This is a genomic window from Rhodococcus sp. LB1 (assembly GCF_001583455.1).
In the GTDB taxonomy this organism is placed as follows: Bacteria; Actinomycetota; Actinomycetes; order Mycobacteriales; family Mycobacteriaceae; genus Rhodococcus_F; species Rhodococcus_F opacus.
Genome location: NZ_LTCZ01000407.1, coordinates 1 through 25,790 on the forward strand (window position 1 = coordinate 1; position 25,790 = coordinate 25,790).

21 protein-coding genes and 1 pseudogene are annotated in these 25,790 nt (G+C 65.1%); 13 read left to right on the forward strand and 9 right to left on the reverse strand.

All coding sequences use genetic code 11. The features are described 5' to 3' along the window. Positions 1-401 precede the first annotated feature (401 nt). The 5 genes and pseudogenes from AZG88_RS40365 to AZG88_RS40385 all read right to left on the reverse strand — a co-directional run bounded on the left by AZG88_RS40365 (position 402) and on the right by AZG88_RS40385 (position 5,843). Positions 402-1,637, reverse strand: a complete 1,236-nt coding sequence (locus tag AZG88_RS40365; RefSeq protein ID WP_061700921.1) for a hypothetical protein — start codon at positions 1,635-1,637, stop codon at positions 402-404. A gap of 108 nt (positions 1,638-1,745) precedes the next feature. Further along, the gene (locus AZG88_RS40370; protein WP_061700923.1) at positions 1,746-3,155 is read right to left on the reverse strand and encodes a ParA family protein; all 1,410 of its coding nucleotides are present in this window, start codon (positions 3,153-3,155) and stop codon (positions 1,746-1,748) included. A gap of 2 nt (positions 3,156-3,157) precedes the next feature. Further along, complete coding sequence (locus AZG88_RS40375; RefSeq protein ID WP_005245117.1) at positions 3,158-3,508, reverse strand: hypothetical protein; 351 nt, start codon at positions 3,506-3,508, stop codon at positions 3,158-3,160. A 46-nt stretch (positions 3,509-3,554) separates the two neighbouring features. Beyond that, positions 3,555-3,740: a hypothetical protein gene (locus AZG88_RS40380; protein ID WP_061700925.1), complete on the reverse strand. Its 186-nt coding sequence runs from the start codon at positions 3,738-3,740 to the stop codon at positions 3,555-3,557. A gap of 32 nt (positions 3,741-3,772) precedes the next feature. Continuing rightward, positions 3,773-5,843: pseudogene (locus AZG88_RS40385) on the reverse strand (FtsK/SpoIIIE domain-containing protein). Between the two features lie 1,244 nt (positions 5,844-7,087). Here AZG88_RS40385 and AZG88_RS40390 point away from each other — a divergent pair. The 8 genes from AZG88_RS40390 to AZG88_RS40425 all read left to right on the forward strand — a co-directional run bounded on the left by AZG88_RS40390 (position 7,088) and on the right by AZG88_RS40425 (position 17,344). Continuing rightward, positions 7,088-7,408, forward strand: coding sequence for a hypothetical protein (locus AZG88_RS40390; protein ID WP_061700927.1), 321 nt, complete (start codon positions 7,088-7,090; stop codon positions 7,406-7,408). A gap of 44 nt (positions 7,409-7,452) precedes the next feature. Further along, entirely contained in the window at positions 7,453-7,848 is a 396-nt protein-coding gene (locus AZG88_RS40395; protein ID WP_061700929.1) for a hypothetical protein, read from the forward strand. Then, complete coding sequence (locus AZG88_RS40400; protein WP_061700938.1) at positions 7,845-10,898, forward strand: ATP-binding protein; 3,054 nt, start codon at positions 7,845-7,847, stop codon at positions 10,896-10,898. The genes AZG88_RS40395 and AZG88_RS40400 overlap by 4 nt, the downstream gene beginning before the upstream one ends. A gap of 68 nt (positions 10,899-10,966) precedes the next feature. Next, positions 10,967-13,090, forward strand: coding sequence for a hypothetical protein (locus AZG88_RS40405; RefSeq protein ID WP_061700939.1), 2,124 nt, complete (start codon positions 10,967-10,969; stop codon positions 13,088-13,090). Beyond that, complete coding sequence (locus AZG88_RS40410) at positions 13,090-13,929, forward strand: hypothetical protein (RefSeq protein ID WP_061700941.1); 840 nt, start codon at positions 13,090-13,092, stop codon at positions 13,927-13,929. Before AZG88_RS40405 ends, AZG88_RS40410 begins: the two co-directional genes overlap by 1 nt. A 29-nt stretch (positions 13,930-13,958) precedes the next feature. Next, on the forward strand, positions 13,959-15,500 hold the full coding sequence (locus AZG88_RS40415) for a peptidoglycan DD-metalloendopeptidase family protein (RefSeq protein WP_442971771.1): 1,542 nt from the start codon (positions 13,959-13,961) through the stop codon (positions 15,498-15,500). Positions 15,501-16,032: 532 nt separating this feature from the next. Continuing rightward, the gene (locus AZG88_RS40420) at positions 16,033-16,620 is read left to right on the forward strand and encodes a hypothetical protein (protein WP_061700944.1); all 588 of its coding nucleotides are present in this window, start codon (positions 16,033-16,035) and stop codon (positions 16,618-16,620) included. A 286-nt stretch (positions 16,621-16,906) separates the two neighbouring features. Beyond that, on the forward strand, positions 16,907-17,344 hold the full coding sequence (locus AZG88_RS40425; RefSeq protein ID WP_061700946.1) for a hypothetical protein: 438 nt from the start codon (positions 16,907-16,909) through the stop codon (positions 17,342-17,344). A gap of 364 nt (positions 17,345-17,708) precedes the next feature. On the opposite strand, the gene fabG is transcribed toward AZG88_RS40425, so the two are convergent. The 4 genes from fabG to AZG88_RS40445 form a co-directional block, all read right to left on the reverse strand. Further along, the gene (fabG, locus tag AZG88_RS40430) at positions 17,709-18,434 is read right to left on the reverse strand and encodes a 3-oxoacyl-ACP reductase FabG (RefSeq protein ID WP_061700948.1); all 726 of its coding nucleotides are present in this window, start codon (positions 18,432-18,434) and stop codon (positions 17,709-17,711) included. A 29-nt stretch (positions 18,435-18,463) separates the two neighbouring features. After that, the gene (locus AZG88_RS40435) at positions 18,464-19,420 is read right to left on the reverse strand and encodes a hypothetical protein (protein WP_231914371.1); all 957 of its coding nucleotides are present in this window, start codon (positions 19,418-19,420) and stop codon (positions 18,464-18,466) included. A gap of 436 nt (positions 19,421-19,856) precedes the next feature. Then, positions 19,857-20,303 (reverse strand): helix-turn-helix domain-containing protein, encoded by a 447-nt coding sequence (locus AZG88_RS40440; protein WP_082833607.1) that lies wholly within the window; start codon positions 20,301-20,303, stop codon positions 19,857-19,859. 313 nt (positions 20,304-20,616) lie between these two features. Next, the gene (locus AZG88_RS40445) at positions 20,617-20,955 is read right to left on the reverse strand and encodes a hypothetical protein (RefSeq protein ID WP_231914372.1); all 339 of its coding nucleotides are present in this window, start codon (positions 20,953-20,955) and stop codon (positions 20,617-20,619) included. Between the two features lie 60 nt (positions 20,956-21,015). On the opposite strand from AZG88_RS40445, the gene AZG88_RS51095 reads away from it, so the two are divergent. The 5 genes from AZG88_RS51095 (at position 21,016) to AZG88_RS40470 (ending at position 25,230) form a co-directional block, all read left to right on the forward strand. Next, a complete protein-coding gene (locus AZG88_RS51095; RefSeq protein ID WP_156517744.1) occupies positions 21,016-21,285 on the forward strand; it encodes a hypothetical protein in 270 nt (89 codons plus the stop codon). Further along, positions 21,282-21,806 carry a hypothetical protein gene (locus AZG88_RS40455; protein WP_061700957.1) on the forward strand — a complete coding sequence of 175 codons (525 nt, stop codon included), beginning with the start codon at positions 21,282-21,284 and terminating at the stop codon, positions 21,804-21,806. The genes AZG88_RS51095 and AZG88_RS40455 overlap by 4 nt, the downstream gene beginning before the upstream one ends. After that, entirely contained in the window at positions 21,803-22,108 is a 306-nt protein-coding gene (locus AZG88_RS40460) for a hypothetical protein (RefSeq protein ID WP_061700959.1), read from the forward strand. Before AZG88_RS40455 ends, AZG88_RS40460 begins: the two co-directional genes overlap by 4 nt. Before the next feature lie 230 nt (positions 22,109-22,338). Next, entirely contained in the window at positions 22,339-22,596 is a 258-nt protein-coding gene (locus AZG88_RS40465; protein ID WP_005245100.1) for a hypothetical protein, read from the forward strand. 2,046 nt (positions 22,597-24,642) lie between these two features. After that, on the forward strand, positions 24,643-25,230 hold the full coding sequence (locus tag AZG88_RS40470) for a hypothetical protein (protein WP_061700961.1): 588 nt from the start codon (positions 24,643-24,645) through the stop codon (positions 25,228-25,230). Positions 25,231-25,790 lie beyond the last annotated feature (560 nt).

The window sequence follows — 25,790 nt, forward strand, 5'->3', positions numbered from 1 at the left end:
GCCTCCGGTTCCTCGACCCTTTCAGGTTCGGGCAGGTTGAGCGTGGGCAGTCCGTTCTCGTCGGTCGGGGCGGCCGCCGTCATCACAGCCTGAGCCGGATCGGGGTTGTCCTCGCGTATCTGGTCGTTCGCCACTACCACGGCCGCAACGATGGCGGCGGCCATGCCAATTGCGGCTGCGGTCTTCACGTATGGGCGGCGACCACCGGCAGGGCCACGTGTTCTCCGGGCTGCCGGCGGTAATGGCTTGGCCGACCCCCCGGGCACCGCACCAGTGGTGGGAGTGCCTGGGGGGACGTCGCCGGTGGGTGTACCACCGAGAAGGTCGATTACGGCGGGATGCCGCGAGGACTTACGTCCGAGGTTCGGCTTCTTCATGGTGTTGCACCCACTCTCTCGGTATCAGTTGCCGTGCGCGACGCCGCCGCCGACGGCGCTGGCCAGCAGGTTCCCCGCCAGACCCGGCGTGGCGTCGTTGAAGAACGAATTGAGGGTGTTGTTGACCTGCTCGATCGCCTGCTGTCCTCCGGGCTGGGCCGAGGCGAAGTCGCGGGCCTGCTGGTCGATCGCGGGCGCAGACTCGACGGTGTCCTGCACGGTCGACGCGGCGGCCTGTCCGATCGGGCCGGAGTTCTCCCAGTCGGTGAGGATCGTCTCGGTCTGAGCGGTCACTGCCTCCTGGTCGATGTCCGGGACTTCGACCTCGTGGGGTTCGCCCTTGTCGCCCGCCGCGAGCGGGGTGACCGCGGCCACTGCGATGCCGCCGCCGACCAGGGCGCCAGCAGCAGCGGCGGGGATACCCGCTGCCGCGGCACCGATACCCGCGCCCGCGGCGGTGCCGATGACGCCGACCGGCACCCATCCAATTCCGGGGAGGAAGACGGTGCCCGCGGTCATTCCGGCGATGCCGCCGATAGTGCCGCCGACCAGAGCGCCTGCGGTGGCGGCCGTCGCGCCTGCGGTGAGGGCACCGACGCTCGCCCCTGCTGCTCCGGCACCGACCTGGGCGGCGGCGATCCGGTCGGCTCGGTCGGTCTCGACACCCATCGATCGCCAGGCCGTCGACACCTCTGATTCGACCACCGCGAAGGTGTTGTTGGTGCGGTCCTTGTCCTCGTCGGTGATCCAGTTCGGCTGCTTGATGTGTATTTCACCGATCCGGAGGGTGTCGCGTGGAGCGATTATCGGAGCGGTCGGCGCGACGGCGGTCGGCAGGTGCAATTCCTGCACCTGGACCGGTGCGACGTAGTAGTCGTCCGGCGTGACGTACGAGTCGTTTTCGTAGTCGTAGTTCGGCAATGCTCGCCATTCGATGTCCTGGTACGCGGCGGGCGGGGCGACCCAGTACTCCGGTTCCGCCGGCGCCTTGGGGACGTATGCGGGCTCGGCCTCGGGTGCCGGTGTGGAGGTGGTGGTTCCGCCCTGAGTGTCGGCTCCGGTCACACCTTCTTGGTTGCTTCCACCGGTGACACCTCCCTGGATCGGCGCGGCCACCGCGGACGGCGTCAGGGCGATACCGGAGGCCAGGGCAGCCGTGGCTACCGCCAGGGCAGTGGCCGCGTGCGTAGCGTTGGCTCGACGGTGCCGGCCACCTGCGCGGCGCGCGGCCCGATTGCCGGCGGGGATCTGGTTGCTCATCTCGAGTGTGCCTTTCAGCTGGGATCGGCCCGAATGCGGCCGGTGAACGAGGTGGGTCGGAGAAGTCCTCGAAGTGACGTCCGGCTCGGGACTGGCCGGACCAACGCATCAGCCAGCGGCACGGTCCATCAGGCCGATGGCGGTCGAGGCGAGCACGGTCAGCGCGTCTTGGGTCTGACGGCGCAACTGAGACAACGCGATGCGCTTGCCGCCGGCGAACAGTGGCTCGTACGGCATCCGGCATACCGGTACCGCCAGGTTGCTGAACCGCTCGACGATGTCGTGTTCGTCTTCTGGGATGTCTCCGGGGCCATCGGTGATCACGATGACTGTTCGGCTCAACAGGTTCGGTCGGACGGCGGCGAGGGCCTTGAGTGTGCGTTGTGCGCCGATGGCGGCGTCGGTGCGGATCGGCACAGGGATGACAGCCACATGCGCGGCGCCGGCCACCCACTGCCAACTGTCGGCGAGGCTCGAGTTCCCGGTATCGGCGACGATCAGGTCCCGGTGCTGACTGAGGATCATTCCCAGCGCCTGCGCCTGGTCGTACCTGAGAGGCGCGGCCGCACCGCCAATCACGACATCCGCCCCGCTCGGTTGCTGCGTCAGGTACTGCCTCAGCGTCGTCGGCCGGACATCGGTTGCCGCGGGGCTGATCTCCGCCAGCAAGCCGAGCGCATCCGAGCCATGAGCGGGCGGAACTGCCACCCGATCGGGGAAGCTACCACCCACTTCCCCGAGGTCGGCGCATACAACGCGGCGGGAGCCGCGATAGGTGGCAATGCTGTCGGTCAGCGCAATCGACAGAGGCGTCTTCCCGACACCACCTTTGACCTGCATTACACCGATCAGCGCACGGTCCGGCAGCGGGCCCGCGATGATGGTCTGCGCATACCGCAGCCGCATCTCCAGTGAGGCTTCTTTCGGCACCAGTTTCAGCCCGAGCGCTGCATTCAGCCGCCCTCGCAGGCCGAGCCGGGCCGGATCACTTGCCACGGGCGAGGCCGGCGCCGCCACCAGATCCGCCAGCGCCTCCAGTGGGCCGGTGACGGCCTCGTCGGCTCCCTGGTACTGCGGAGTGCGGGAACGGGTCTGCGAGTGGGCCTGCGGCCGACTAGGGGCCGGCGTCTGCGGGTGCGGAACAACCTCAGACTGGGTCTCGTACGTGATGGGTTCGGCAGCCACGACCACGGGCCCCGTCGGTGGTGCGGAGGAGTCCTCCGCCCGTGCCGGCGGGGGTGCCGTGGGCACGGTGGTGGGGATCGGTGTGCTGAGCGTGCGCGGCTCTACCTTGCCGTTCGGGAGGACGGTCAGGTGGCGGCTGTTCTCGCCCTTCCGGTACACGACCTGCAGATCGACGTTCTGGTCCTTGGCGACTGAGTGCAGGAACCTGTGCACCACGGCCTCGAGCGTCTCGGTTTCGGTCGCTTGCAGGTCCACCGGGTCCACTTCGGCGGAGGCAAGGATCGCGCGGGCAGTCGTTTCGGAGGTGATCTCGACATCGATGGTCGGTGTCATCTTTAGTTGATCCCGCTGAAGGCGTTGGCGCCGGACAGCTCGGTGTCCATCTCGTCAACGATGGTTTGTGTGCGGTCGAGAGCTGCAAGCGCCTTGTCGCGGGCTTCACCTTCAGGCAGTGCCTCGTACACCGCGCGGCGCTTGTCGACTGCGTCTTTGATCTCGACCAGGCGGTCGCGGGTCAGCTCCTGTGTCTCACTGAGCTTGGCGAGCCATCCGGGCACGGAATCCTTGAGGTATCCACGTAGTTCGGTAATCACCGGATCGCTGACACCTTTGGTGACGAACGGGCTGCGCAGCGCGCTGATGTCCTCGGTGGTCGGGGTGATCGACTGGGAGATGCGGCGGCTCATGGTGTGTCCCCTCGGGTTGGTTGTGTGATCGGTGGAGCGGTGGAAATCAGTCGACGTAATGGGCGTCGTGGATGGCCGTCTGGCTGACGTTTGAGAGCGGTCCGAAAGAACCGCCGATAGTCGATCCGAGTAGTCCTGCAGCCGCAGCGATCGACCCGATGGCCGGTCGGGGCATACGCGGTTTGGGCTGCTGCTCCGGGGCGGTGGAATTGGTGTCGGTGTCTTCGGTCATCGAGATTCCTTTCCTAGGGTGGGTGGGGTGTTTCAGACGGTCGCGGGGACCCGGTCGGGCCCGGGGAGGAACACGACGTCAGTGGGGCCGTAGTGGACATTGGTCTTGACCCGTCCGCCGGTGTTGATGGACAACGTCGTTTCGAGGACGTCCCCGGTGTCCTTGTCTCGGATGACGGTGACCGCATCGACGGTGACGGGCACTTCGCTGCCCTGGCCGTCGTCGATGAGCACGACCATGCCCTCGGTGATCGCGGAGGCCGGGATCGCGTCGGCGACATCGTCATCGTCGGCGACAGCGCTCACCGGGCTGTCGCCGAGCACGATTGGTTCCGGAACGTCGCCGTGCTCGCGGGCTCGCTTGGCCAATGCGCGCTCGGATTCGATGAACTCAGCCAGCTCACGCGAGTAGCAGGTGAACTCCGGCGCTTCGGCTGGTTGGAGCCCGTCGATGATTGCCTTCTCCGACTCGGAGAGCTGGCTCCACTTGTTGGGGTGCCGGTCGACGTTCGGGGTCCACCACATCTGTGCGTCGACCGGGCTGCCGTCGGTGCCGAGCGCGATACCGCGCCCCTTCACCGAGGTGTCGACCTCGCGTCCGACCGTGGAGTCACCCCACATCATCAGCGCACCGTCCTGGGAGAGATTCCCGAGGCTCAGGCGCGTGCCGAAGTTGTCACGGGCGTTACCGCTGGCGCCACCGAACAGACTGGCGTCCGGCCGTTGGACACCGAGCAACAAGCGGATGCCGGCCGAGCGCGCCAGCACGGCGAGGTCAGCCCACGCCCCGAGCGGGTCGAGTTCCTTGAGTCGCTCTCGGGTCTCGTCGTCGCCCGTCTTCCCCAGCCGCTGCCACTTGCCGGAGAGAATGAAGAATTCATCGAGGACCGCGATCATCAGCGGTAGCTGCGAGCCCTCGATCTTCTTGTGGTGAATGTAGGCGTTGCGGGCCATCATCTCGGTGTGCGCCACAGCCGGGGTAACCCTCGAGTCCATCGAGTTCGATCATCTTCGGATCGACGCCGACGAACGGGATGCCACGGCGCGCCGCCTCGGTGAGCAACGTGCGGATGACGGATGTCTTGCCGCCGCCTGTCGGGCCCACGATCAAGCAATGCGGCTTGTTCGAGCTCGTTGACACATCCCAAAACATCGTCAGGTCCGCCGCGCCGGTCGCATATGGCAGGTGCCGCAGGTCCTCGTCGACCAGGGCGAGCGGGTGGTCCACCCTAGTCGGCATCGCAGCCACGAGCCGCATCACCAGGTGGCCCTGCGAAGGGGTCCACTCCGTGGTCCAAGTGCGGCCGGACTCGTGCACGCCCGCAAGAGATGCCAGTGCTTCGTCAACCTTTGCTTGGAAGCCGCGCGCACCGGAGTTCATCGACGGCTCGAACGTGATCTTGAAGCCGGTCTCGACGCCGTACTCGTCGACCGAGTCGACGGTGACCTTCGCGTCTTTGAGGATCGCGCCGGCATCGAGCGCCGCCTGCAGCGCCTTGTGCCGCCGGGAGCGAGAGTCGGGGATGATTTCGGCGCGGGTGACGAGGATTCGATTCTTGTGCGCCTCATGCTTGACACGCACCTCCCACTTGCCGCGGCCAGGGCATGCCTCCTCGATTGCCCGGGTCAGCTCGTCGAACGCCTTGGGCCGGATAACGGTGCCGGGGTGCAGTTTGATCGTTGCCCGGCGGATGGCCCGTCGTCCGGGAGCCAGTGAAACGATGACCTTCCGGGGCAGGCGACCGGTGGTCTGACGTACCACGGATTCGAGCATCTGAGTCGACTTGTGCGCGCGGTAGCGGGACACATCGACAGCGCACAGTGCGGCAGCTACAGCGAGCAAAGGCCACTGGTAGCCGTGCAGCTGGGTGAGGAGGTCCGTCGCGGTCTCGTTGCCGTCGACGGCCGGCAGCAGCCGTGGCGCGTACACCGCAGCGGCAGCGCCAGCGACAGCGATCGGTGAGGTGGAGGTGAAGCGGCCGATGCGCGTCGGGTTGCCGTCCGAATCGACCTGCTTGCCTGCGCGTGCGGTGTCGGAGTCGCTGAAGATCTCGCGGTACTGCTGAACCACCCAGTCCTTCACCGGGTCACGACTCGCGTTCACCGCGGCCCCCTTTCGCTCGGTCCGACATTGATGCGGGAGTGATGCGGGAGCACTGTGGCAAAAAACGCGCGCCGGGTTCAACGGGGTATGTGGATAACTTCCGAGCGACGCGTTCGACGAATCGTCCCGAGCCCGTTGGTGCCCACGTAGAGCGTCCCGGCGACTCCGGATCACAGCAGTCTGCGCGTGGCTCACCGAGACCCGGTGTGTGCTTCGCAAGTCGGGGCGAGGTCGGTGTCCGGGGAACTCGTTCGCTGTGTCGATGTGGCCTCCGCGTGGCGGTGTTCGCCGCAGTTGACGGAGCGGCGCGGTACAGCCATAGACCAGCCCGTCGCAGCGCTCCGAACAGCAGTCGCGGATCACGTTGCAGAGCGCCCGAATGAGCGGTCGAGTGGCAGGCGTTTCCACCGTGGTTCGACCGCTGCGGCGAGCAGGTCCAATACCCGCCCGAGCACGCGTGTGAGACGCCTTGCTGCGAGCGATACGGGCAGGGGTAGGCGTTTGTCGGTCGAAGCGGTCCCGATGCCGCCGCGGGGTCCGTGGAGGGTGTGCTTTACAACGTCCCGCTGCGCGGTCGAAACAGCACCGCAGGAAGCGTGTGACATGGGCGTTCCGAAATAGGTTGGCGCGGCGCGATTTCTAGTAGTACACTCCCCCCTAGGCCCGAAGGGCCGGGGGGAGTGACCCCCGGAGGGGGTGGGTTTTCCGCTGTTCCGGACGCTGGATTCGACTGCTCGGACGCCCGTTCTCATGCCTTTGCAGAGCACCCTCTGATCGGTGCCGCACCACACCCTGTTTCAATCCTCATTTTGAGGGCGAGAAGACGCGTGCTTGCGTGCCCCTGAACACGGTGGGCCAAGCCACCGCTTCCACGCTGAATTTGGCGCTGCCACGCCATGCCGCAGCCGCTCCTCCGCCGCGATCCCGTGCACTGCCTGTTGAGCTGCTCTGCGGACCCTCATCTCAGACTGATGGGCAAGGCGTCGTACGCCGAACGCCATACGACCCGTCAGGGGTCTGCGCATGACACCCTCACGGCCCACGCAACCGGTACCCGCGCCCAGCACATCTGTGTGTCACCAGATTGTCGAAAAACAAGCACCACCGATGCGGCGCCGACCACCGCAACGCCCTCCCGGCAGAAGTTATCCACATACCCCGTTGAAGTCGGCGCGGGATTTTTCTTACGGTCGCCCGCACCAAGTTTCAGGTGCTCTCGCCAGATCCGACCCGAGGAGAACCCCATGTCGCTTGCGTCCACCGTCGTCGACGCCGCACTCGCTTCGCCCAGGCCCACCCAAATCGGGGGTGACTTTCTTGCTCAGGAAACCGAGGTGAACACCAACAACCTCAAGGACTGGATCGGCGACAACGTGTTCGTCGTGATCTTCCTGCTGGTTGTCTGCGCGATCGCGCTCGGAGCCCTGAAAAGCAACTTCTCGAAGGTGCTGACAGTCGGCGGACTGTCTCTCGTCGCGATCACCTTCTTCGTGCTCGCCGGTAGCCAGAGCGCGATGAACGGGCTCGGGGCATTTTTCCTCAGTCTCTTCGGCGTCGACGTCTGACGCGTGATCGTCCCTGTGAACAAATCCTCGAAGGGAGTGAGCGCGTGATCGACAACGACGATCTGCTCTATCGCGTGGACTCGCACTATCTCGGGCCCTCCGGCAGAACCCTCCCGATTCGTATCCGGTACTCCGCCGTCGGGGTGGGTGCAGCGATCTTGGTCACGGTCTTCGTTGTCGCCCGCATGATCGTGCACGTCCCTCTGCGGTTCACGCCACTGGCAGTGATGGTCACGCTCACCGTCTTTCTCACGACCAAGATCACCCGGTACATCAACGCCGACCGACCCCTGCATTCCGTGTTCATCGCGGCGTGGAACGACTTGGTGGCGCCACGGTCGCCGAAGCCCGGACAGACCGTCCTGGCCCCGGTGCCAGCTGCCTCACGGCCCGCCGTCTTCGACCTGTCCACTATCCCGATCGAAGGTGAAATCCGATGAGTCTGAACAAGGACATCGCCGCCCTGTTCGACCCGAACTTCGACGAGCCGGAACCGCCGGTCGTGCCGCCGGGTGCCCTGCCTCCCTCCTGGGCCGCTGCGATGCGCAACGCCGCCCCGACTGCCCCGACTGCCGAACCGGCACCGCAGCACCTGGCCTGGTCCCAGGTCCCCGAGGCCAGCATGCCGCCGGTCGAACCGCTCAGAACACCTACGGCGAGCCCCGCAGCCACCGAACCGCCCGTCGTCGACGACCCCGCGGGCCCGCGGCGAGGCCACAAGCGTGGCAAGACCTCCGAAGCCGAGTTCGATCGGCAGCGCACCGCGGCGAAGAAGCAGGCCAAACGCGACCGCAAGGCCATCCGGCTCGCGCTGACCGGCGTCGAGGGCAACATCACCCGCACCCGCCGCACCTCGACGGCATGGTTCGTCCAGCCTCCGGGGCCTTGGAATATGAGACCGGTCGGCCGTCAGCGCCAGTACATTCGCAGCGAGGCTTTGGTATTGGCCAACCTCGCCGAATCCGGGGTGACGACCTTGCATCGGCGGGTGGTTCGAACGCCGTGGCCGGTGCAGCAGTGGGCGCAGCAACACGACGCGTGGGCCGAGCCGATCGACGATATGCCCGGCGCCCTGTCCTGGGCGGACTACCTCCACGGTCACCAGCACGCGATGCTGTGGGACAACCCCACCCTCAAGGGTCGGTACTGGGGCATCGACCTGCCGCCGCGATCAAGACTCGGACAGGCACTCGACGCCATCGCGCAGGTTCTGGGAAACGTCCTCGACTGGCCGCTGCTCGGACGTCTGGCTCGGTTGGTGCGCCGATGGGCTGCCGACGCGTTCATCAATGAGCGAGACACGATGGCCGAGCATCTCGCCACCATCGAACGCCACCTCGCCGGACAGGGCGTGCGGGCGCGGCCCGCGACACCCGGGCAGATGGACTATCTGCTTCGGCGCTCGGCCACACTCGGATTGCCCCTCGACGCGTACGGCGTCCTCGCCGGCGGCGGCGACTGGGAAGCGTCCGACATCCCGGCACTCGAGGACCTCGCTCAGGTCGCACTCACCCCCGGTGACGGGTACACCACCGTCTCGGGTCTGGTGGACGGCCGCGACTACACCGGGTACGCGATCGTGCTGACAGTCGGGCGCATGGCACCGCTGCCGATCCCCGAGCGGATGTTGCCGTGGCAGGTAATCGGTGACCCATCGGGCGAGCCGATCGAATGGTCCGAACGCATCCGCGTGCACAGCAAGGGAGAAACGCTGCGCAAGATGCGCCGACTGACCTCGAAGATCGAGGCGCAGTTCGATCACTACACCGTCGAGCACGACGAGTCACCTCCGCAGGAGTTGGCCGAACAGCACACGCGGGCACAGCACGTCATCTCCGACATTGAAGAGGACCACTCGGGCCTGTCAGTGCGCACCGAGGGCTACTACCGGCTCCTGGTGGTAAGTGCGTCCCCCGAGGAGGCGAAGAACAAGGTCGCGATGCTGCGCGAGATGTACGCCCCACACATCTCTCTCGAGCAAGAGCACGGCCAGTACCAACTGCTGCGCGAGTTCATGCCCGGCGAGCGGCTAGCGAATTACGCGCACTGCCGCCGGATGAACGTCGAAGCCCTCTCCGCCGGTATGGCCGCGGTGGGAGATCGCCTCGGTGACCGCACCGGCGTGGTGCTCGGCCAGACCGCGAGCATCGCCCCACGACCCGTGATTTGGGACTTGTTTGCCGCGCACTCGAAGAAGGACAAGTCCGGGCTGACTCCGGTCGTCGCCGTCCCCGGCTCCGGCAAGACGTTCCTCGCCGGGGTGACCGTCTATCAGGCGGTACGGGCCGGCGCCTACGGTGTGGTGCTCGATCCGTCGGGACCACTCAAGAAGCTCGCGCAACTGCCCGAATTCCGCGGCATCGCAGAAGTTCACGCGCTCACCGGTCGCAGCTCACGCCCCGGGTCGCTCAACCCGTATCGAGTGATCGTCGACCCACGCCGCACCGATCCCGAGTACGACCCGGCCAGCCCCGACTACCTCGACGACCTCGACCCGGCCGCGGCCGCGGCCGCCCAGTACGAGGCGGACATGCGCGCGGCCGCCGCTGAACGAATCACGGTCGCGGTGTCGGTACTGAAGATGATGCTCACCCCTGCCCGCCTCGAGCACGAGTGGACCGAAACCGTTCTGCAGACCGCGGCGAACAAAGTCGGCGGCGAACGACATCACAACCTGCGCGAGGTCCTCGACGCCATCGCCGTGATCGGCGGCGAGGACGAGAACGTCGATCTGCGCACCTGCGCGAGGAGCGTTCACCAGGACCTGGTGATGATGGCGGACCTCGCCGAGGCACGCGTGCTGTTTCCCGAGGAGGGCACGCGCGGCGAGGGCGACGATGTCGACAGCAGCATCCGGCTGACGGTTCTGACGATGCCCGGCCTGCAGCTTCCTCCCGAGCACACCGATCCGTCGCAGTGGACGCCGCAGCAGCGGATGGCCGGGCCGTTGATGCACATGGCCGCGTGGCTGGCCAACCGACTGGTCTACGAGCTGCCCCGGCACGTGCGCAAGGTGCTCTTCCTCGACGAGAACAAATACCTCGAACAGACCGGCGCCGGCCGCACCCTGAACCAGCGGATCTCTCGCGACTCCCGCAAGTGGTACGTCCGGGCGCTGGTGTGCAGCCAGTTGCCGGACGACTTCCTCGGTGTCGACGGGTCCGACGACAAGTCCGCCTTGTCATACGAGGTGATCATCGGCGACCTCGGCGGCAATGCCCACGCGATCGAGGGTGGGCTGAAATTGCTGAACCTGCCCCTCGGTGAGGGATACGAAGACCTGCTGGCCAATCTCGGCAGCGGCGGCGAGGACACCCTCGACGAGGACACCGACACGAGCGACTTCGACCAGGCCCGCCGGTTCGTGATCAAGATGGCCGACGACATCGAACTCGTCCGGTCGGACTGGACGCACTTCACGCACCTGGCGCACGTGTTCGACGCATTGAACTCGCGCGCCACCCGAAGCGCCTTCGGGGGTGCCGCATGATCGACCCGCTGCGCCCCCGTCTCCCCCGCGTGGTCACTGCTACTGAGGGAGATCGTCTCAGGCGCTATGTGAGCATCTGGGCGCGGTTTGCGGTCGTGCTGGCGCTGGCGCTGGCACCGGTGATCACTCCCGGCGGCCCGGTCGCCGCCGCCGACGGGTTCGACTGCAAGGACGTACCGCGCCCGGAGTTCCCCAACGACGTGTTCGAGACGTACTTCGACGCCACCAGCGCCGACCGGACACCGATGCCCGAAGGCGGCGGCCCAGGCTCGACCGGCTATCAGTCCTACGGCTGGGCGGGGCTGAACTGGTCCACCTACGACCTCGGCTGCGGCAACGACCTCGTCCGCGCCCCCGACGCCGTCGGTGACACCGGACTCGGCAACATGTTCATGACCATCGGCAAGTCGCTCGCGGCGGCCGCATTCTGGCTCGACGACCAGACCAAGACCGGCCACCAAGCCGCCGAAGACGGCGTCGGCTCCGCGCTCGAGAACTTCGACCGCATCCTCAACTCCATCGTCACCGGAATGTCCGGCGTATACGGAATCTGGCTCGGACTCGGCCTGACCGTGGCCTCAACGATCATCCTGTGGAAGGCATTCAAGGCGGACGCCGCGGGGGTCACCAAGACCGCAGGCGTTGCGGCCGCCGCACTGACATTGGGCGCATTGATGGTCGGGGCGCCGCAGAAAGCCATCGACATCGCCGACGGCACCTTCGGGGCGGTGATCACCGAAACCCAGGACGAGATCTTCTCGGTATCGTTCGGCGACGGCGACGGCGCCGGAACGCTCGCCGGCGGCGAAACCGACCCGCGGAACGTGCTGCTCGACAAGATCTTCCTCGAGGACTGGCGCAAGGGGTGGTTCGGCACGAACTACGACCCCCAGGACATCGCGGGCTTGGGTCCGAGGCTGCGAGATGCACTGGCATTCAGCTATGCCGAACAGCGAGCGGTCGCCGACGACCCGAACGCACAAAGCGAGCTGGCCGATCAGAAGGCCGAGGGGTTCCGCGAGATCGTCGCGTCCCTGGAAAAGGACCACAAGCTCTCATATCACCAGTTCCAAGGCAAAGAGTCCGGCCGGTCCACGACCGGATTCATGGCAATGATCAAACTGGGCTTGCCCTCGATCCTGTGGATCGGCGCATCGCTCCTCAAGCTCACCGCCCTGCTGGCGATCCGGTTGGCAATCCTGTTCGCACCGGTGTGGGTGCCGATCGCCATCGCCCACGGCGGGCTGCTCGCCCGGGCATTCCGGATGCTCGCCTCTGCCTACCTGTGGGGGGTTGCCGGCGCTGTCATTGTGGCGCTGTACCTGATGATGGTGGTGCAGCTCTACGTCACCAGCAACGGAGCCGTCGACGGCAGCTGGCGCCTGTGGTTCATGGTGTTGCTATCTGTCGTGTGCTGGTCAGCCATGCGCCCGTTCAAGCGGATGACGCAGACCTTCACCCAGAACAACGCGAGCATGGTCAACCGAAAGGCCCGCGGCGCCCAGAAGTCGATGAAGCGCAAGCTGTTCGAGGCCGGAAGCTTCGTCGCCAGCGGTCCCGCCTCGGCGATCACTGAGAAGGCCGCGGAGCGGTTCGCCCGGCGCGGTGGCCGCGACCTCGACGACGACGACACCTCGGTCACCCCGGTACGCCCGGAAGGCCGAGGCCTGAACAACCGGCGCCGCCAAGAACTTGCCGAATCCCGCGCCGGAGCCCGCAAGAACCTGCTCAGCCAGCAACTCGGTCGCGGTGACCGCTTGGGCTCGGCCAGGGACACCGAGGACCGCGACGCCCGTATCGCAGGGATCGCGGCCGGGGCCAGCAGCGACATAGCCAAGGGCCGAAACAAGCTCAGCGACCGCGACACCGACCGCGCCCTGCTAGCCGGTACGTCCGCGTGGCGACGTCTCGACAAGGACGAAGCTGAGGCGCAGAGGCAGGAACGGCGCGCACGTCGGGAACTGGCCACCGCCTCGGTCGGGCAACGCTGGGACGGTGGAGACGGCTCGGCCATCGCACCGATGCGGGTCTACACCTCCCACCGCGGCACCACCGCGTCTGACGGCGCCGCGTCGGTGGCGAACTCGGCGCCGCGCCAGCGCGTGCGGAGCACGCAGTCCCACGCGCGGCTATGGGACGCCTCGCTCCGCAATCAGTCCACCTCCCCCCGGAACACGGACAGGTACAACTGATGACATCCTCTGGTCCCAACCCCGTCCTCGCCCCGATCCGCCGATGGGTGCTCTATTCACGCACCAACCTGGCAATCACCGTCGTCTCGGCGATCCTGGGACTTTTCATCATCGGCATGGTCTTCGGCGAGCAGAAGCCGGCCACAAACACTGCGAAGACCGCCGCGGCCGCCGCATCGAGCACCACGTCGGCAAAGGTGGAGCCCATCAGCTACGAGCTGACTCCGGTCCGCGAGTCCGAAGTGGCCGGCAAACCGCCATACAAGGTGGCCGCCACCGCCACTGCCACCGCGATGGCGTACGCACACGCATACGTCGACACCACACCTTCGGATACGAAGTGGGCCGAGGTGATCGCCCGATACACCTCCACCCAGCCGGGCGACACCTTGCTGGCGGCAAGGCCGCAAACCATGGTGGCCATCACCGGTCCGACAGCCAGCGAACTGATCAACGCAGAAGGTGGCACACGCAAGGCTGAGGTGACGATCCCGACGCAGGCCGGGAACCTCCGAGTGACGCTCGTCGTCGAAGACACCACCGGCGGCGAACAGCGTTGGGTGGTCGACACTCCCCTGCCGACACTCGACATGTCCGAGGTGGCGATGCTCGCGCCGGACACCACTGATCCTCCCGGCCCGAACTCCTCGACACCAACTCCGAACACAACCACTCCGGAACCGACCACCACGACTGCGGCCCCCACGACGACACCGCAGGCCAGCGAGGACACCGAAGAGCTCCCGAGCCAGAAACCGATCCCCTCGCCCGCCCCAGTCCCGGTCCCCGGACCGATCCCTCTCCCCGAACTCGACACACCACTCCCAGGGGCGTTGTGACCGTCAGCCGCGCCGCACGGGCGCTGCTGATGACCGGGTCGCTCGCAGTCGTACTCGGCACATCGGCGTGCTCGCTGTCCGGAATCCCGGTAGTCCCGAAAGACCACTGCAAGACCGTTCCGGCCGACGTTCGTGCCGACGGTCAAGCCAGCCCCCTCACCCCGTCCGGACCGATCCGCATGCCGGTCGAGCCCGACACCACCCAGTTCACCTCCGGATTCGGTGAACGATGGGGCGCCCAACACCAGGGTGTCGACCTGGCCGGCCCTGTCGGCACGAAGATCCTCGCCGCGCTCGACGGCATTGTCGTCAAGTCAGGAACTGCCAGCGGATTCGGACACTGGATCGTCATCGACAGCAACGTCGACGGGAAGCCCGTCTCCACGGTCTATGGCCACATGTTCGCGGACGGCCTACATGTGCGTGAAGGCCAGCAGGTGCGCGCCGGTGATCACATCGCCGACATCGGAAACGACGGCGCGAGCACCGGTCCGCATCTGCACTTCGAGTACTGGGAAGGCGGCCGACTCCAGGGCGGCACCGCGGTTGATCCGCAGACCAAGCTCGGCGATCTGAACGCACAGGCCGGCGGTGCTCCCGCAGCCCCGCACAGCGGCGACAACGTGCAGCTCGCCGCCGCATCACGATCGACAGCGGACTGCGCCGGCTTCGGCATCGCCGGTGCCGGCGAACTGGCCTCCGGCATCGTTCCGCCCGAGTTCGAGGAACCGATCCGCAAGGCCGGCGGTGTGTGCCCGGAGATCGACTCCCCGCTGATCGCCGCGCAGCTCGAGCAGGAGAACGGATTCCGCTGGGGCGCGGGCGCACCGGTCTCATCCACTGGGGCGATGGGCCCGGCCCAGTTCATGCCCGGAACCTGGGCGACTTGGGGCAAGGACTACGACGGGGACGGCAAGGCCGACCCAAACTCGATCGATGACGCGGTGCTCTCCCAAGCCCACTTCATGTGCGCGCTCCACCAGGACGTCACCGGCATGATCGGCGCAGGAAAGGCCACCGGGGACCCGCTCGAGCTGACGCTCGCCGCGTACAACGCCGGGCCCGGCGCAGTGCAGCAGTACGGCGGCATTCCTCCGTATCCCGAAACGCAGCACTACGTTCCCAAGATCATGAAGGCCCGGGCAAAGTTCACGAACCCGAACTCGACCGGACGATTCATTCCCGGCCAGTCGGCCAATGGCGGACAGGTCGTCAACGCGGCCCGCGAGTACCTCGGCACCCCGTACGTGTGGGGTGGCGGCGGTACCGGCGGCCCGTCCGGTGGCGGGTTCGATTGCTCGGGTTTGACCAGCTACGCCGTGTTCGCTGCCAGCGGAGGTAAGACCACGCTCCCCCGCACCTCGGAGCAGCAGTGGACGGTAGGCGTCGAGATCCCGATCAACGGCGTTCAACCCGGCGATCTCGTCTTCGGCTCATGGGGCCCGGGTGGTCCCGGCCATGTCGGCATTTATGCCGGCAACGGCCAGATGATTCACGCCCCGACCACCGGTGACGTCGTCAAGGAGGCGCCGTTGCTGCAATCGGGAATGAAGGCGCGCCGGATGACCTGACCTGGGGACATGTCGTCTATTGTAGGTTCTCATGATTGATGTCGCTTTTCTCATCGATCTGTCGCCCAGATGTCGCTTCCGACATTTTAGTGAGAACCGATCTCGGCGTGTCTGCGGCCTGATCCGGGGCTTGGACGGCTGGGTGTCCGCGATGCCTGATGAGGGCAGCGTGATGTGGGCGGGTTTGGCGGGAGTTGTGCCGGGGTCCGAAGTGGCAGTGCGGTTCCGTGGAGACGCCGGATGGCCCACCAGCAGCGACGAAGACGAGGCCGACTGGCTCGCGGACGCCCCACCCGGATGCGGACGAGGACGACGCCGCACCTACTACCGACTCACCCCAAACGGGTGCTGCACCGCCGTCTGTGAACTCACCACGCCAAGAAAGCGACAGAACCGTGAGAAACCGGGAGCGACAAACCTACGAGAAACCGCACCATCCGCCCAGGGCAGCCACGACCAGGACGACAGGAAGGAAGAGAACCTACATCTATGCAGGTCAATCCACATTTTCGCGGACAGAGAGGAACTGGAAATGACGATCCGTAAGGTCCTAGTCGTTTTCTTCCTGACTATGATGGCCGGTCTTCTCGTGTACCTGCAGTTCACTCGTGAGGACCGAGACGACCCGGACGCGGGCGCCCCGCCGGCCACCACAACCAGCCACCCAACGACAACGCACGCCACCGTCGCACCCGAGGACACGATCCCGCAGCAATCATCCGGCGCCCGCGCGGCCGAGGACGCGGCCCGGCAAGGCTTGACGGTGGCATTCACCTGGAACCCGGCAACTGACCGCTCCCCTTCCGATGCGTATGCCCGGGCCCGCCCATGGTTTACCGAGGAATTCTCTGCCCGCACGATCGTCGACGGCGGCCCTGAGCGCGGGCCCGGCATTCAGTGGGACCACTGGGCGAACCAGGGCGCCAAAGTTGTTGCCGACGTCGACCTCGGCTGTTCGGGATGCCCACCAGACTCCGACACCGTCATCCACCGTGTCGCCACCATTTCTCACACCGCCATCGTCGGCGACCAGACCGAAAAGGTCACTCCCGACACCAACGTGTGGATCACTCTTACCCGCAACAACGAACGCTGGCTCATCGACAACATCCGCTACTGACCATCGACATGCTCCGGCGAGGCTCGCGGCCGGGCCTCCGGAAACACGAGACAGGCAGTAGGCGTTGGGTTTTACCATCAGGGCCGTGTTATGTTCCCAGTTCAGAGGCCTGGCTTATGGTCTGCATCAGGGAATTTCACTCCCACCGTTGACGAGAAGGGCTGAGATGAGGAAATCCACACTCGCTGCTGCCGCTGCGTCAACCGTCACGGCGGTCGCTCTATCCTTGGCAGCCTGCTCCAACTCGGAGTCCGAGACAGGCACCACCGGAACGGTTTCCCCACCTGTGGACACGTCGGTCAAAGACCAATGGGAGGACGCGATCTCCATCGGGGTCGGCAACAAGCAGGGCACCGGCCTCGTCACCCAGTCTGCGACTGACCAGGTCACCGCGCGCTGCATCGATGAGGGCGACAACCTCACGATCGAGTTCACGGCTCCGGACGGTTGGCAGGCGCAGCTCACACACGGCTCTCAGATCGTAAAGGTGAAGAACGACGATCTCGGCTACCCCGAGCACGACTTCGAGACCCGAGAAGGGATCATCGAGGCGACTCAGCCTAAGAACGATGCACCCAACCGCTTTTCGATGGGCGTCACCTGGGACAAGCCCGGGCCCGGCGAGGTCGAGGTCCAGCTCGAGGACGAGACACCCCCACACTGGGTGGTCGACTCGCCGTACAAGGAATTCGTGATGTACGCCCACATCACCTGCGCAAGCTGACACGTTTCCCGACATCCATCTGTCAGGGAAGTGCCATCTGCACTGATCAACACCGGTTTTGCTCGCTTCACTTCTCCAACTACAAGTACCCGAGGAGACCTCGATGGCATTCCACACTCCGTACGGAACCTCACGCCCAGCGCCGCCCGGTCACCAGACAACCACGTCCCCACATCGCCGCGCAGCCGCAGGATGGTCCGTCGACGACCGAGATGATCCACTCCCGGATCTTCAGCGACTTCCGCCCGGACCGGTCATCTCAGCGAAGCTGACTGCATTCCCCTCGGACGCAGAAGGCTGGGGCACTTCCGAGGAAGTGCCCCAGCCTCAGGGACGTGACGTCAGCGCAGTTCAGAGGCTGAATTCAGTGCCCCATGCCGATGCCGCCGTCGACATTGATGACGGTTCCGGTGATGTAGGCAGCTCCCGGGCTCAGCAGGAATGCCGCGGTGGCGGCGACCTCTTCCGGCTTGCCGAACCGGCCCAGAGGAATGTGCGACAGCGCCGTCTCGACGACCTTGTCGCTGACCGCCGCAGCCATGTCGGTCTCGGTGAAGCCGGGAGCGATCACATTGGCCGTGATGCCGCGAGAGCCGAGTTCGCGGGCCAGCGAGCGGGTGATACCGACGACGCCGGCCTTGGCCGCGGTGTAGTTCACCTGACCGGGCATGCCCGAAAGGCCGCTGGCCGAGCCGATGACCACGATGCGGCCGGCACGGTGCTTGAGCATGTTGCGAGTCGCCCGCTTGGTGACCCGGAAGACGCCGGTCAGGTTGGTGTCGACCACGCGGATGAACTGTTCGCTGCTCATACGCATCACGAGGGTGTCGTCGGTGATGCCGGCATTGGCGACGACGCCTTCGATGGGGCCGTCTTCGGTCTCGACATGGGTGAACGCGCGGTCGACCGAGTCGTCATCGGTCACATCGCATTCGACGCCGTGGACACCCTCCGGTACGGCGGAGCCACGGTGCGTGCCCCATACGGTGTGCCCCTCTTTGACGAGATGGCTGGCGATCGCGGCGCCGATTCCTCGGTTGGCTCCGGTGACGAGGACGCGCAAGGGTTTACCTCCAGGTAGTGATTTCATCGTGCGGAAAGATGCGGTGGGGAGTCTCTTCAGACGGGTGCCGGAACGGCGTCTTCCTCGACCAGCAGAATGATCGCGACCGGGTCGCCGTGCTTCTCACGCGCCGAGTGCAGCGCGAAGGTCGACGCTATGAAGCGCTCGCCGTTGATTTCAAGCTTCTGGTCAGATGGTGTCTGGCCGTCGGTTCGGGTCAACTCGTCGAGGTTGACTTGCTCCATGACCTGCGTGATCCGATCCTCCCCGAGTGGCGCGAGACGGCCGATCGTGGTCAGCGGGATCTTGTCTCGGGCTTCGACGAGAAGCAGCGTGGCGTTGCTGAACCGAATGAGGGACGAGATGTTTGCTTCCAGCTCACGGTGTTCGATCTTGAGTGTGAGGCCGTAGAGATGCCGCTGTTTGCCCTCATTGGTGACGCGCAGGCGGCAGCTCGACCACATGTGGACGTACTCTTCCCCGCCGGGGCGCAAGCTCCAGTAGCTCTGGATGAGATCGCCGTCGTCACCGGTCAGGGCGTCGTAGTAGCCGCCGACCATTGAAAAGGCGTCCTCAGGGTTGAGCCATGTGAACAGGTGCTGGACATGACGTTCCTCGCCGGCCTGCCGGCCGTCACCGATCATGCCGGGATCGTCGCCACTGGTGCGCGTGGTCTTTGCCGTCATATCCAGGACCCAGGCGTTGTAGGTCGGGCGCGGATCCGGCTTGCGAGAGCCCACCCAGAGAATCAGTCCCACGGGTGTGCCGTCGGCTGCGTCGATCTGATGCGTCTCAACATTCAGTCCTTCGACCGCTGGAATGGAACGCCCGTCGAGGGTCGCTTCCACTACCGCGCGCACGACTGCCTCCCCGGCCCTGTCGAAACCGAGTTCGCTCGCGCATCGCTTCAGCCGGCGGGCGACCCGCTCGCCCGCCGCCGAGTGAATGAACACTTCCCCTGTATGCCGGGTGCCGATGATATCGACAGCCAGCCACATCCCCTGGATAGCCATTGCGACAGCATATGGGAGGTACCCGTTGACATTTCGCGGCGCCCGGCTAACCCACGACGATTCGATAACACGTTCTCGGTTGCCCTGAAATAGCCCGGCGCCCGAGTTCCGCAACACGCCGAGGCTTTCCATCGCTTCGTCTTGCACAAGCGTTACACCGGTTGGTATGTTTTCCGCTGCGACCGAGGGTGCAGGCACTCTCGGACCGCAAGCACCGACCGGTGAGTGATTCCTGGTTGGAAGCAGATGGCCTGCGCGGCAAGCGCGTTGGGTCCGCTTTCAGCTACCCAGAATCAGGGGACCGGTAATGCTCACTCTTACTTCGCTTCTCGGCGGTAACTCGTCGTCTTCGTCCGCTGTCGCTGCGCATCCAATTTCGCTACCCAGCTCGCCACATAAGGCCGGACCTGAGCCGTCGCCGTCTCCGCTTCATCGGTCAGGCGGGCGTGCCCGGTGGGCGGCTCCGCGCGCGTTCGTACGACTCTCGCAGCTCGCCGCCCGGGATTCCGAGAGCGGCGGACAGCTTTGCAGCAACATCCTCGGTGAGACGAGCCTCGCCGCGCTCAATCGCCCCGACCATCGTTGTGCTGATGCCGGCCTTGCGGCCGAGTTCCGGCTGGGTGAGACCGAGGAGAATGCGCCAGTCACCGGGGTACCGCACCGCGGACGGGACGACGACGAGGTCCGACACCTCAAGGCCGAGCGCGCGCACCACCTTCGCCAGGTGGTCGATCTGAGGCGACCGAGCGCCAGTCTCCCAACGACCGATCGCGGTCTCGGTGACATCGGAAACGCGCGCGAGATCTCCGCGGGACATGCCCGCTTTCTCCCGCGCCTCCTTGAGGCGCGTCGGGGCGAAGCCGCGGATTACTTTTCGAGACACGAGCCGGGCTCTCCATGCGACAGGGTGACCTTCATTGCTAGACACCATGCGCCTCCAGATATAGGCTCGACACACCGTCCTTCAATAACGGTACGGTTTGTCGGTACATTTCATCGCTCGTATCGGGGAGGATGAGCCACCAGAACAAATGAGAAGTCCCCTGGTCGTTAGCACCGACCAGGGGACCCCGTAGCCAAACCGACTGTTAGCCGCAGCCGGAAGAGCCGAGAAGTCGAGGGTTAGCCGCCCTCGCTTCGAATGCAGAAATGGACCCTCTGCCATGAGTACGTTAGTTGGCGCGTCATCTTCGCGCCTAGTTCCTACTGAGATCGATACCAATCCCCAGCATGTTCTCGCTGCTCACCGACGCGTAGACGGACGATGCTCCGGTTGCGGGCACATCGCCACCAAGGATCAGCCGCTCTGCTCCGCCGCCACCCGCGCCCTGCGAATCGTTGCCGACCGCGGCACGCGGCCGACCTGCGTTCGAGCGCTCGCCGACCACTCCGACAGCGAGCTGTTGAGCCTCGCCGACGAGCACACCGGGGATCATCGGTGCCCCCGCTGCGGCTTCGTGTACTCGGCGACCGTTCGGTTCTGCCCCACGTACCGCCGTATCCGTGATGTGCTCGAGTCCCGGCGACTGGTGCACGTAACCCCCGGCTCCTCCCCCACTCGCGGTCTCTGCGCCGGTAAGGGAGCAGGCTGGACGGTGACGGGCATCGATCTGGCATCTTGGCGTAAGGCCATGGATATCTGCTTGGCTTGCCCGCTCCTCATGAAGTGCAGGGAGGAACTGAACACTCAACTCGATCTTGGTCAGCTGCCCCGCGAACAGATCCTCGCGGCCGTGCTGTTCAGCACGACCGGACGAGCCGTCACTCGCGCCGAGCTCGACGATTATGCGATTCGCCGCGGCCGCACCGCCGCATCATCTCGACGCCCATCAAGTGCCTCCAGAATTCGCGAGGTCGCGGCATGACGTCACTCGCCGACCGGGTATATCTGATGGCCAGCGGGAAATCAATGACTCCCGCCACCGAAGGACCAGCGGAGATTCGTTGGAACTGGTTCGCAGACCTATACGACAACCCACGCTGGGGCCTCAGCACCATCCCGAGCTTTCCCGCATCGGCCGCCCACACTGTGGCCGAACTCTGCCGGGCAACCTCTACCGATCCGACAGCGGATGCTGACGTAGTTGCAGACCAGGTCAACGCTCTCAAAGCACGCTGGCAGGCCATCGATCGACTTGCCGCAATCAAAGGCGGCCGTGCACAATCCGAGGCCGCCGACTACGCATGGGCCGCCGTCGCCGCCTCTTCGGTCGACGCCTACTACCTGGCCGGCGTCGAGTTTAGCGGTACCGAGACCGTCTCCTGCGCGTTCTGGGCCCAACTCGCCACACAACCCTCCGACGTCGCCGAGGTCCGTATCAACGCAGCTATCAACGCCTGGGAGTCAAGTCGTTGTCAGGGTCCGACGACAGGAGTCGCAGCATGACCACCGTCAATGCTCTCGACTTCCACGGGCGCCAGTGGGAACTCGTCCCGATACAGGATGTCATCCACGCCAGGAACGTTGCGGACCGCGTCACGATACCTACCGTGCTTTCCGAGCAACTTCTCGCCGAATGCGGTCCTTTGGTGATCTCGGCTGAGGCGCCGGCCCTGAGTGCGGGCGCCCGAGAAAAGCTCGCCGATGTCATCGACTTGGTCGTGACGGACCCTGAGACGGCTTCCGTTGAGCAGATCCGTGAGGTCGCTTCGCTCGCCCGTCTACTTCTCCACCGACATCCCGCGTAGCAGTACAGATTTAGTGCGCCTCAGACCAGGGCAGATCTGTCCCGATCACCCAATCTTGTCGTGCCTGCTGGACGGGGCTCGCTTGAAACCCGCGGCTAAGTCCATTCAATCGTGCCCCGCCGAATCGTTCACGAAAGGCAGCCACCTTCGATGACCACTTCAGTCACACGCGACACACCGAACAGTGCCGGTTACCCGTATCGGTTACAGATTCGATCTAGGGTTTCCTCATGGCACAGCACAACAAGGGCCCCCGCGGGCAAATCGCTACCCGCGCGCCCCTCAGACACCACAAGGTTTACGAGAGTCGGGCAGCCGAACTCGGCATCCCTGCTGGCGACTACTCCGTGCTCATCCTCGCCATCACGCACGGACTGGACATCCCGGACTACATCAGCGAGAAAATTCGACCGGAACAACTCCGGCTACTCGAAATCGAAGCTGCAGGGTCGCTGCATCGCATCGAGCAATTGGCGATGGGCGCATGAACGACACCTGAACACGGAACAACCCCCAGGGCTTGGCGGCGTCGGGGGTTGTCCGTGTATGAAATTTCGGGACCTTACCAGCTCCCTGACCACCACTACCTCGGAAGGAAGAGGCGGTGCTTACTCCATGATAACGCACGGCCGCAACTCTGCCTTGCCTGCGAATCTTCCGTCAGTCACGTGTCTGTCTCAACGAGACCACATGCCGGCTACGGCGCTCCTGCTCGGGCAAGACCCTTTCGACGGCGCTGTCCCTGTGTTGGCCTACCAGGGCGCCCTTTACGCGACAGAATCCGCGGATTCTGATCTGCGACTTCCGGTGCTGCGTATGCGCGCACCGGCCCTTCCAGCTGAGGAGGGCGGTGGGCCTGGCGACTAGCTGATCGGAACTACCTCGATAGCTAATTCAAGAGCAGCGGTACCACCCAAAGGGACCCCCGGGCGGGGGTGGGTTTAGTCAATGAATCCCGCTGGGAGGACTGGCAGGTCCTCCCGTCTAGGGCGATCGTCTGGCAGGACGGTCATTCCCTGAGGTGAGAAGAAGAAGTGTGCAGCCTCTTCGACTCGGTACTGCATTCCCCGAAGGGATTACCTGTGCTACTAGGTACGTCCCAGGGTAACGCATACCCTGATGCCCTTTCCACGGTTGAACATTCCGATCTCGGCGTGTCGTGGGATAAATCACACAACTCGCCGATTTCCCAAACCACGCAACCGGCAACGCCACCACTTCAGACCCCGTGGATTGACGACCTGCGACGACTCAATACGGACACCGATCAGCGCGGGAAATCCTGGACGCTGCCCGTCAGCACCGGCCAAGAAGCAAGCATCCCGATCTGGACGAGCCGCGACGGATGGATGCGACAGGTCCGGTACGCAGTCACCAAGACCGCCGCCGGCCGCGCCGCAGCCGCCCGACACAGGATCGGCGTCGAAAGTATGGTCGCCATCGCTGGCGCGCACGCGTCGTCAGCCGACTCGAAAACTGGGCGCCGCGTTACTGCCACCGTCCAGAACCTCGCGGCCCGCGCCGGTGTGTCCGAATCGGTGGTCAAACGAGGTCGACGCGTGCTGAAAGCACTACACCTCGGCTTCGAGCTTGTACGGGGCCGCACCCTGACTACGCGTGAATTCCAAGCCGCCGAAATCCACCACGGTGGGCGCCAGCACCGCGCTGCCAGCGTATGGGCTCTATCCTCCCCACCTGACCTCGTCGCAGCCACCCCCGCTCCCCCACAACCAAAGAAGCGCGGCAGCTCCCACGGCAGGACACACCGCGCGGCGAAGCACGCTCGCCAGACCACCACGCCGGGTTCGAATCCCAATCCCCAAGCCCGCGACCGTGACCCCCTATCTTTGAGTGGTTTTTCCCCGAAGGGGATCTCTTGTAGAGAAGTAATCACCAAACGCGCATGCGCGCGCGAGAATCAACCCTCATCCCCGAATCAGACGTACCCACGCCCAATAAATCTGCAACGAGCCGCCTCGTCGCTGGTCGCCGCAGCTCCAGTTATCGCACCCAGCGGCCACATCGGAGCCGTGTGCGACGTCATCGATCGCGCAGGAATCGACACCACCCGCTGGACAGGACGGGATATCGCCCAAGCCCTGACCGCTGACACCGTCGCGCGAGGTGAGCTCTGGCCAAACACGGTTCGCTCGCCGATCGGATATCTGACCTGGCGTTTGTCCAGAATCGACTGGTCGGGCCCCTCCCCCAGCGAACGACGCGCAGCAGACGCTGTGCACAGCGCACAGCGCCGCGCTGAGCGTGACGCCGAACGCGAACGAGCCCGTCGCGCAGCGGCCTCGCCTGAGCACCGAAAAGCTTTCATGGAACAGATCCGCGCTAGCTTGGCACCCCAGAGGCAGGCGGCCTAATAATGCCCATCGATCCTTGGCGCACCCTGCACATAGGGCAACGCTGGTCGGACTGGCCGCGGACGATCACCACCGCGCCGACCGAGGTACCACTCATCACCAAGTCTCGGCCATATACTGCGAGAATCATTGTGGCCGACTCGCACAGAACGGAGTGCGCTCGTGGGTAAGAAGAACACCGCGTCCCGATCGCCCCACCGCCACCCACGGGTCTATGTCAGCCGGGTCCAGGCGCCTCCCCACATCAGCCGCAACGCAGACTCGATCCGCGAACGCCTCCGCAACGGCGCCAAAACAGTCGTAGTTGACACTGCAGGTCAGCTAATCGAACTCGACGACAAAACATTCGCATCGGCCGGCGACGAGTGGACCCTACGATTTACCGCTGGATCGCAAGCACGGATTCATCTCGACTCACCACTACCCGCCACCGCGCACATCGTCGCCACCGACGCAACGACCGTGGAAGTCACAGGGCAAGTGCATGTCTGGGCCTACACCCACGCGACAATAACTGCCTTCGACCGGTGCAGGGTCGTAGCTCACAATCACGCATTCATCAGAGCGTGTGACCACTCCACTGTGTGGGCCGACGACAATGTCGTTGTTCACGCCTACGACGAGGCCACCGTCCAGGCTAGAGATCACACGATTCTCGCCCTGTCCGACGAGGCACGTGCAGTCGTGGACACCGCAGTTGAGGTTCGCGGTCCGGCCCGCAAGAACATCACCATCTGGGGCACAACATGATTCCCGATCATCGGCAGACTCGGCGCCGTTGACGTACCACCTGTCCAACAGCAGTTCCAAGAGGACCTTCGTATGCCTGTCGAAGTTGGCCCTCTCAAGTGCGGTGTGGTCTACCCCTCTTGGCTGTCTGGAAGCTACGCAACCCAACCTGACGTTGCTAGCAATGCGAGCTAGCGTCGCTAGACCACTCTAGCGACGCTGAATAGTTAGGTGAGCGCCGATGCCCCGGCTATCTACGGTTTCTGTCACGTGACGGCAGATACGGACGTCGCCGGAATCTCACCGGACGGCGCGGCATGATGGCGCCTTGGTCGGTGTCTGTGGTGGACTGCGGTTATGCCCAAGAGCCGTGGCCGCCGCAACGGAATTTTTCAAGGTGTTCGAGTCCAACGGGAGTTACGCCGCGGTCTGATCCGCGTCCGGTTCGGCGGGCTCCATCTCGGCCGGTTTGTTGATCCACGCGTCGATGGGCAAATCCAAAATCTTCGGGATGCCTACGGTCCCGAACCGTTCGGGATGCGCCAGCCGGGCCTGGGCCAGCACGGCCGCGCGTTCGGTAG

Excerpts from the sequence above, each read along its gene's own strand:
- AZG88_RS40390 (WP_061700927.1), top strand. The coding sequence starts at position 7,088 with ATGTCGCTTGCGTCCACCGTCGTCGACGCCGCACTCGCTTCGCCCAGG.
- AZG88_RS40465 (WP_005245100.1), top strand. The coding sequence starts at position 22,339 with ATGGCACAGCACAACAAGGGCCCCCGCGGGCAAATCGCTACCCGCGCG.
- fabG (WP_061700948.1), bottom strand. The coding sequence starts at position 18,434 with ATGAAATCACTACCTGGAGGTAAACCCTTGCGCGTCCTCGTCACCGGA.
- AZG88_RS40410 (WP_061700941.1), top strand. The coding sequence starts at position 13,090 with ATGACATCCTCTGGTCCCAACCCCGTCCTCGCCCCGATCCGCCGATGG.
- AZG88_RS40400 (WP_061700938.1), top strand. The coding sequence starts at position 7,845 with ATGAGTCTGAACAAGGACATCGCCGCCCTGTTCGACCCGAACTTCGAC.
- AZG88_RS40370 (WP_061700923.1), bottom strand. The coding sequence starts at position 3,155 with ATGACACCGACCATCGATGTCGAGATCACCTCCGAAACGACTGCCCGC.
- AZG88_RS40435 (WP_231914371.1), bottom strand. The coding sequence starts at position 19,420 with ATGGCTATCCAGGGGATGTGGCTGGCTGTCGATATCATCGGCACCCGG.
- AZG88_RS40380 (WP_061700925.1), bottom strand. The coding sequence starts at position 3,740 with ATGACCGAAGACACCGACACCAATTCCACCGCCCCGGAGCAGCAGCCC.
- AZG88_RS40460 (WP_061700959.1), top strand. The coding sequence starts at position 21,803 with ATGACCACCGTCAATGCTCTCGACTTCCACGGGCGCCAGTGGGAACTC.
- AZG88_RS40415 (WP_442971771.1), top strand. The coding sequence starts at position 13,959 with ATGACCGGGTCGCTCGCAGTCGTACTCGGCACATCGGCGTGCTCGCTG.
- AZG88_RS40420 (WP_061700944.1), top strand. The coding sequence starts at position 16,033 with ATGACGATCCGTAAGGTCCTAGTCGTTTTCTTCCTGACTATGATGGCC.
- AZG88_RS40455 (WP_061700957.1), top strand. The coding sequence starts at position 21,282 with ATGACGTCACTCGCCGACCGGGTATATCTGATGGCCAGCGGGAAATCA.
- AZG88_RS40365 (WP_061700921.1), bottom strand. The coding sequence starts at position 1,637 with ATGAGCAACCAGATCCCCGCCGGCAATCGGGCCGCGCGCCGCGCAGGT.
- AZG88_RS40375 (WP_005245117.1), bottom strand. The coding sequence starts at position 3,508 with ATGAGCCGCCGCATCTCCCAGTCGATCACCCCGACCACCGAGGACATC.